Annotated in this window: 6 protein-coding genes; 3 read left to right on the forward strand and 3 right to left on the reverse strand. The window is 71.6% G+C overall.

Annotation, left to right across the window (positions count from 1 at the left end; genetic code table 11):
• Positions 1-75: 75 nt before the first annotated feature.
• On the reverse strand, positions 76-753 hold the full coding sequence (locus ACP4J0_RS36460; RefSeq protein WP_426603438.1) for a response regulator transcription factor: 678 nt from the start codon (positions 751-753) through the stop codon (positions 76-78).
• Positions 750-2003: a HAMP domain-containing sensor histidine kinase gene (locus tag ACP4J0_RS36465; protein WP_426603440.1), complete on the reverse strand. Its 1254-nt coding sequence runs from the start codon at positions 2001-2003 to the stop codon at positions 750-752. Before ACP4J0_RS36465 ends, ACP4J0_RS36460 begins: the two co-directional genes overlap by 4 nt.
• A gap of 125 nt (positions 2004-2128) precedes the next feature.
• Here ACP4J0_RS36465 and ACP4J0_RS36470 point away from each other — a divergent pair, with 125 nt between their 5' ends.
• From ACP4J0_RS36470 to ACP4J0_RS36480, 3 genes are read left to right on the forward strand one after another with little or no spacing between them, the layout of a single operon-like run.
• Complete coding sequence (locus ACP4J0_RS36470) at positions 2129-3076, forward strand: ABC transporter ATP-binding protein (RefSeq protein ID WP_426603442.1); 948 nt, start codon at positions 2129-2131, stop codon at positions 3074-3076.
• Positions 3073-4635, forward strand: coding sequence for an ABC transporter permease subunit (locus ACP4J0_RS36475; protein ID WP_426603444.1), 1563 nt, complete (start codon positions 3073-3075; stop codon positions 4633-4635). Before ACP4J0_RS36470 ends, ACP4J0_RS36475 begins: the two co-directional genes overlap by 4 nt.
• A complete protein-coding gene (locus tag ACP4J0_RS36480) occupies positions 4632-5468 on the forward strand; it encodes an ABC transporter permease subunit (RefSeq protein ID WP_426603446.1) in 837 nt (278 codons plus the stop codon). The genes ACP4J0_RS36475 and ACP4J0_RS36480 overlap by 4 nt, the downstream gene beginning before the upstream one ends.
• Before the next feature lie 64 nt (positions 5469-5532).
• Here the strand turns inward: ACP4J0_RS36480 and ACP4J0_RS36485 are convergent, their stop codons facing one another.
• A complete protein-coding gene (locus ACP4J0_RS36485; protein WP_426603448.1) occupies positions 5533-6198 on the reverse strand; it encodes a DUF4158 domain-containing protein in 666 nt (221 codons plus the stop codon).
• Positions 6199-6447: the final 249 nt, after the last annotated feature.

Consider the following 6447-nt stretch of genomic DNA (forward strand, 5'->3'; position numbering starts at 1 on the left):
CGGCTGCGCATATGACTGGAGTCGGGTGCACTGAGTACGGCCTCCGCTCGCGGGCCGTCGGCCCCTGGCGGCTGCTCAGTCGGGTGGGACGGCTGATTCGATGATCCGATACCCCACGCCGGGTGTGGTGGCGATGACCGGGGGGTCGCCGAGTTTGCGTCGCAGGCGGCTGATGGTCACCGTGACGGTGTTGGTGAATGGGTCGGCGTGTTCGTCCCAGACCTGTTCGAGGAGGTTCTCCGTGCTGAGGAAGGCGGGGCTCGCGTTCAGGAGGGCTTCGAGTACCGCGAATTCCTTGACGGAGAGGTCGAGTTGGTGGCCGTCGCGGCTGGCGGTGCGGTGTATCGGGTCGAGTTCGATGCCCGCAGTGCTCAGGGTGCGGGACCGGGCGGCGGGGCGGCGGCGGGCCAGGGCGCGGATGCGCAGGACGAGTTCGGGAAAGTGGAAGGGCTTGGCGAGGTAGTCGTCGGCGCCCAGGGTCAGGCCGCTGACGCGGTCCCCGGGTGAAACGGCGGCGGTCAGCATGAGGACCATCACGCGTCCGTCCCCCTCGGTGATCATCTGGCAGAGGGTGTCGCCGTGGATGCCTGGCAGGTCGCGGTCGAGCACGACGACGTCGTACGCGTTGACGTCCAGCTTGGCCGCGGCGTCGAGCCCGTCGTGGGCCACGTCCACGGCCATGCCCTGGTCGCGCAGTCCCTCGGCGATGACTTCGGCGAGGGGGCGGGCGTCCTCGACCACCAGGACTCTCAATGCGCCACGCCCGTCTCTGTGTCGGGGGCTTCCGCCGTCGCCCTGCCGTCCGTACGGGGGAGGGTGATGGTGACGCGCAGGCCGCCGTCGGGGCGGGCGCGCAGGTCCAGGGTGCCCTGGTGGGCCTGAGTGATGGCCGCGACGATGGAGAGGCCGAGGCCGCTGCCCTGGCCGGTGCCGGTCCGGTCGGCGCCAAGACGGCGGAAGGGCTGAGCGAGGTCCGCCACCCGCCGCTGGTCGAGGACCGGTCCGCTGGACTCGACGACGAGGGACACTGCGCCTGCGTCGTCTCCTTCGGCCCGTACCGCGACACTGATCCAGCCCTCGGGGTCGTTGTGCGCGATCGCGTTGTCGACCACGTTGTCGACCGCGCGGCGCAGCAGCGTCTGGCTTCCCCACACCCACGCGGAGTCGTCGAACCGATTTTCGCGCACGGTCAGGCCCTTGGCCGCGATGTCCTTTGCCCGTCCGGTCAGGGCGGTCAGCGCGAGTTGGCCGAGGGCGAGGCGCGCCGAGTCGGTGAACTCGCCGTGCTGGGTGCGAGCCAGGACGAGGAAACTCTCCAGCAGCCGGTCCACCTGGTCGAGTTCGGCGCGCATCCGCGCGGCCAGCGTGGCCGTGGTCTCGGGTACCGGGCCCGGCTTGGCGAGGGCCACGTCCAGGGAGGCCCGCATCGTGGTGAGTGGGGTGCGCAGCTCGTGGGAGGCGTTGGCGACGAAGAGACGCTGGGCGTCGAAGGAGCCCTCCAGGCGGCCGAGGAGGTCGTCGATGGTGTCGGCGAGGTCCTTCACCTCGTCGCCGGGGCCGCCGATGGCCAGGCGTTCGTGCAGGCTGTCGGCGGTGATCCGGCGGGTCGCCGCTGTCATCACGCGCAGCGGGCGAAGCACCCGGCCGGCGACGAACCAGCCGAGGCCGACCGAGATCACCGCCATCACGCCGAGGGCGCTGGCGGAGCCGATCAGGATCTGCCGGGACTGGGTGTGGTGCGCCTGGGCCAGCTGCTGCACCAGCTCGTCGATGCGGCCCTGGGCCTGTGCCGCCGAGACGGGCTGATCGGTGCCGCCATCGGGGGCGGTCTGGCTGGAGCGCGATCCGCCGGATGCCACCACGGCCGCGATGGCCAGCAGCGCCGTTCCCGACAGCAGGAACAGAGTCACGTACAAGGCGGTGAAGCGGGTGCGGGCAGTGCCACGGCGCAGGCCGAGCCGGGCGGTCAGGCCCGCGAGCCGTCGGGGCGGACCCCATTTCATCCGCATGCTCCCCTCTCGCCACCGCACCAGGACACGTACCAGGCCAGGCTAAGCCGAGGCGCCTAACAGCGAGATGACAGTGACCGTTCGGCCCCTGTAACTCGCTCCGTCACAGGGTGAGGTCCATGAGCGATGAGAGTACGAAGGCGACGATCGAGGTCATCGGTCTGCGTAAACGCTTCGGGCCACAGCTGGCTCTGGACGGGATGACGTTCACCGTGCGGCCCGGACGGGTGACCGGCTTCGTCGGCCCGAACGGCGCGGGCAAATCCACCACCATGCGCGTGATCCTGGGCCTTGACGCGGCGGAGGAGGGAAAGGCCCTGGTCGACGGGGTGCCGTACCGCACCCTGCGTCGTCCGCTTCGGCATTTGGGGGCACTGCTCGACGCCTCTGCGCTGCAGCCGAGCCGCACCGCCCGTAACCACCTGCTGTGGCTGGCCCACTCACAGGGCCTGCCGGCTCGGCGGGTGGACGAGGTCATCGAACAGGCCGGCCTGGGCACGGCGGCCCGGCGCAATGCCGGCGGCTTCTCGCTGGGCATGCGCCAGCGCCTGGGGATCGCGGCGGCGCTGCTCGGTGACCCGCCGGTCGTCATGCTGGACGAGCCGTTCAACGGCCTCGACCCCGACGGCATCGTGTGGATGCGCGGCTTCCTGTCGTCGCTGGCCCGGCAGGGCCGCGCCGTTCTGGTCTCCAGTCACCTGATGAGCGAACTCGAAGACACCGCGGACCACCTCGTGGTGATCGGCCGCGGCCGGGTCGTCGCGGACACCAGCGTGTCCGAACTGCTCGCCGAGGCGTCCGGCGGCCGGGTCACCCTGCGTACCTCCGCGCCTGACCGCGCCGCCCAGGTCCTGCACGGCGCGGGCGCCACCGTTCTCGCCACCGGCCCCGGCACCCTCGGCGTCACGGGCCTGCCCGACGAGGAGATCGTGGCCCTGCTCGCCCGGAACGGGGTGCCGTTCTCCCAGGTGTCCGCGCACCGGGCGACGCTCGAGGAGGCGTACATGGAGCTCACCCGGGACGCGGTGGAGTACCGGGGCATCCCGGCGGGGGAGGTCACGCGATGACCGACACCCTCACGCCTCGCCCTCCGGCCACGAGGCGCGCCGAGCGGGGCGGGTTCCTCAGGACGCTGCACGCCGAGTGGACGAAATTCCGTACGGTACGCGGCTGGGTCCTCGCCATGGCGGGGGCGCTCCTGGTGACGATCGTGGTCGGCCTGCTCGGAACGGCCGCCCCCGCCCCCGGCGGTCGCGGGGGCGGCTCCGCCTCGTATCCGAAGGGCCCCGGCGGCGAGGCCGTCAATGACAGCTTCTACTTCGTCCACAAGACGCTCACCGGCGACGGCGCCCTCACCGTTCCCCTGCGGTCGCTGACTGGTGTGGCCGACACCGGGACCGGCAAGACGGCCCAGGGCGCCCAGCCCTGGGCGAAGGCCGGGATCGTCGTGAAGGAAAGCCTCACCCAGGGATCCCCGTACGCGGCGGTCATGGCCACCGGCGGCCACGGCGTGCGCATGCAGTACGACTACACGCACGACACGGCGGGCCCTTCCGGCAAGGTCTCCCAGGAGTCCCCGCGCTGGCTGCGCCTGGTCCGCTCCAGTGACAGTCTCACCGGTTACACCTCCACCGACGGCTCCCACTGGACCAAGGTCGGCCATGCGCGGCTGCCTGGGCTTGCGCGCACCGTGCAGGCCGGGCTTTTCGCGACGTCACCGGAGGCGAAGCAGGACACGGCGGCGGGCGCGGGCTTCAGCCCTGCCGTGGCCATCGGCACCTTCGGCCGCCCCGCTCTCACCGGCGACTGGTCCCAGGGGGCGTGGAGCGGCACACAGGTGGGCGGCGACGCGGGCACCTCCGGCAGCTACACGAACACCACCAAGGGCGGCTTCACCCAGACCGACGGCGGAGGGTTCACCGTGACCGGGGCCGGTGACATCGCACCGGTTGTCGGCGGGCCCGTCATGGGCGTCGGCTTCTCCGTCGAGAACTTCCTCGTCGGCACCTTCGCCGGGCTGATCGTGGTGATCGCCGTGGGCACGGTGTTCATCACCGGCGAATACCGGCGTGGTCTGCTGCGTACGACCATGGCGGCAACTCCCCTGCGGGGCCGGGTGCTTGGTGCCAAGGCGCTGGTGGCCGGGGGCGTCGCGTTCGCCATGGGCCTGGTGGCCGCCGCGATCACCATTCCCCTCGGGGAACGCAGCGCGCTCGGCAGGGGCTTCCATGTCTTCCCTGCCACGTCGGCGACCGAAGTGCGCGTCATGGTCGGCACCGGCCTGCTCTGCGCGGCCGCCGCCGTGCTTGCCCTCGGCGTCGGTGCCCTGCTGCGGCGCAGCGGCACGGCGGTCGCCCTGGTCATCGCGTCGATCGTGCTGCCCTTCCTGCTTGCCACCTCCGGCGTACTGCCCCCGGGCGTCTCGGAGTGGCTGCTGCGGGTGACCCCGGCTGCGGGCTTTGCCATCCAGCAGACTCTGCCGCGGTACGCGCAGGTGCTCAGCGTGTACGAGCCGTCGACCGGCTACTACCCGCTGGAGCCATGGGCCGGCCTCGCCGTGCTGTGCGGATACGCCGCGCTCGTCTTCGGTCTGGCCGTGGTGCGGCTGCGGGGGAGGGACGTATGAGTCTCCTGAGCGGTGCACGACTCACGAGCACGGCGGACGGCGCGTGGCGAGGGGACTTCGGCCGCGCCCTGCGCGCGGAGTGGACGAAGCTGCGCACCGCAAGGGAAATGGGCAGGTTGCTCCTGCTCGCCGTCGCGCTGACCGTGGCCGTCGGCTGTGGCACCGCCAAGGCCGTGAAGTGCCCGGATGCGGGGTGCGGCCAGGACGCCGTCAAGCTCGCCCTGACCGGCGTCACCGTCGGGCAGGCGGTCATCGCCGTCTTAGCGGTGCTGGCCGTCAGCGGCGAGTACGGCACCGGGATGATCCGCACCACGTTCACGGCGGTGCCGAACCGGCTCACCGTCCTCACCGCCAAGGCGACGGTTCTCACCACGGTCGTCCTGGCCTCTGGGACGGTTGCCGTCCTGGCCTCCCTCCTCGTCGGCCGCTACATCCTGCCCGGCAGCGGATTCACCGAGGCGCACGGCTATGCCACGCTGTCCCTGGCCGACGGCCCGACCCTGCGCGCGGCCGTGGGTTCGGTCCTCTACCTCGTCCTGATCGCCCTGATAGGTCTCGGTGTGGCGACGGCGGTACGGGAGGCGGCGACCGCCATCGGGATCGTGCTCGGGCTGCTCTACCTCTTCCCGGTCGTCACCCAGGTGGTCAACGACCCGGAGTGGCAGCGGCACCTCCAGCAGATCTCGCCCATGACCGCCGGGCTCGCGGTCCAGGCCACCGTCCATCTGCACGAGCTGCCCATCGGTCCGTGGGCCGGCCTGGGCGTGCTCGCCGTGTGGGCCGCGGCCGCGTTGCTGGTCGGCAGCCTGCTGCTGCACAGGCGCGACGCGTAGCCGAATCGAGCCGTCCGCGAGCACGGTGGCTTCGGGCCCCTCCCCGGTCCGGCACCTCACCCGGTCAACGATCCAGCCGATCGGGAGCGACGCCGGGCGGGCGGGTCTTCAGGATGCCGACCCGGCGGCGACCCGGTCCCGGCTGGACGACCTGATCGCCGAGGACGCCGGTACGGACGCGGACAGCGCGGGCGGCGGGGGCACGTTCTTCACCGAGCTGAAGGCGGACCCGCAGCCGGCCCACGGTGGCCGCGCGGAACCGCTCCTCGAAGGTGCTGACCGCCGAGCCGACCAGCCGGGCGATAGGCCCCGGCGTCGGCGGCTCCAGCCGGTCGTTGCGACAGCGGGCCACCACCGCCTCCGCGAGCCGGTCCCGGTTCAGCTCCACCCCGCACAGCTCGACCGCCAGCCACTCGGCGAGCTGGGCCTGGTCCTCCTCGGTGCACTCACGGAAGCCGAACGCGCCCCGGATCTCCGTCCGGTGCCGCTTGATCGCCCGCCCCGACCAGGCGTACGCGGCCCACTCCTCCGCAGGCACCCTCACCTGCTGAGCGACGTACGACACCGCCGGCACCGGGATCTCCCCGGCGTCCTCCGGGAACCGGGCCTCCACCTCGAAGAACTTCAGCAACAGCGCGAACCCCAACCGGTTCGCCCCCCACTGGTTCCGCAGCCGCTCCCGGCCCTCCTCCAGCAGCGTCCAGACCTCGATCAGATCCTCCGCTCCCACTCCTGCCGCACCCCAGGCTCCCTCCGGCCGTCACGACCGGACCAACCTCGCCGAGCAGGCCCCCCTCGGTGAGCCCAGAAGATCGAAAACCCTGACAAGCCCACCCTTGATCCGCTACAGAGAGCTACTTGTCACTTCGCCGTAGCTTCGGGGAGAACAGGGCCGTGCAGTACTGTCCTGTCGCACTGTGCCTGTCGGATTCTCACTGCTTCTCGTTCGTGCTGTCGGATTCTCATTGCGTCACGCTGA

Origin of the sequence: Streptomyces sp. WG7 (assembly GCF_049975785.1) — a bacterium.
Taxonomy (GTDB): domain Bacteria; phylum Actinomycetota; class Actinomycetes; order Streptomycetales; family Streptomycetaceae; genus Streptomyces.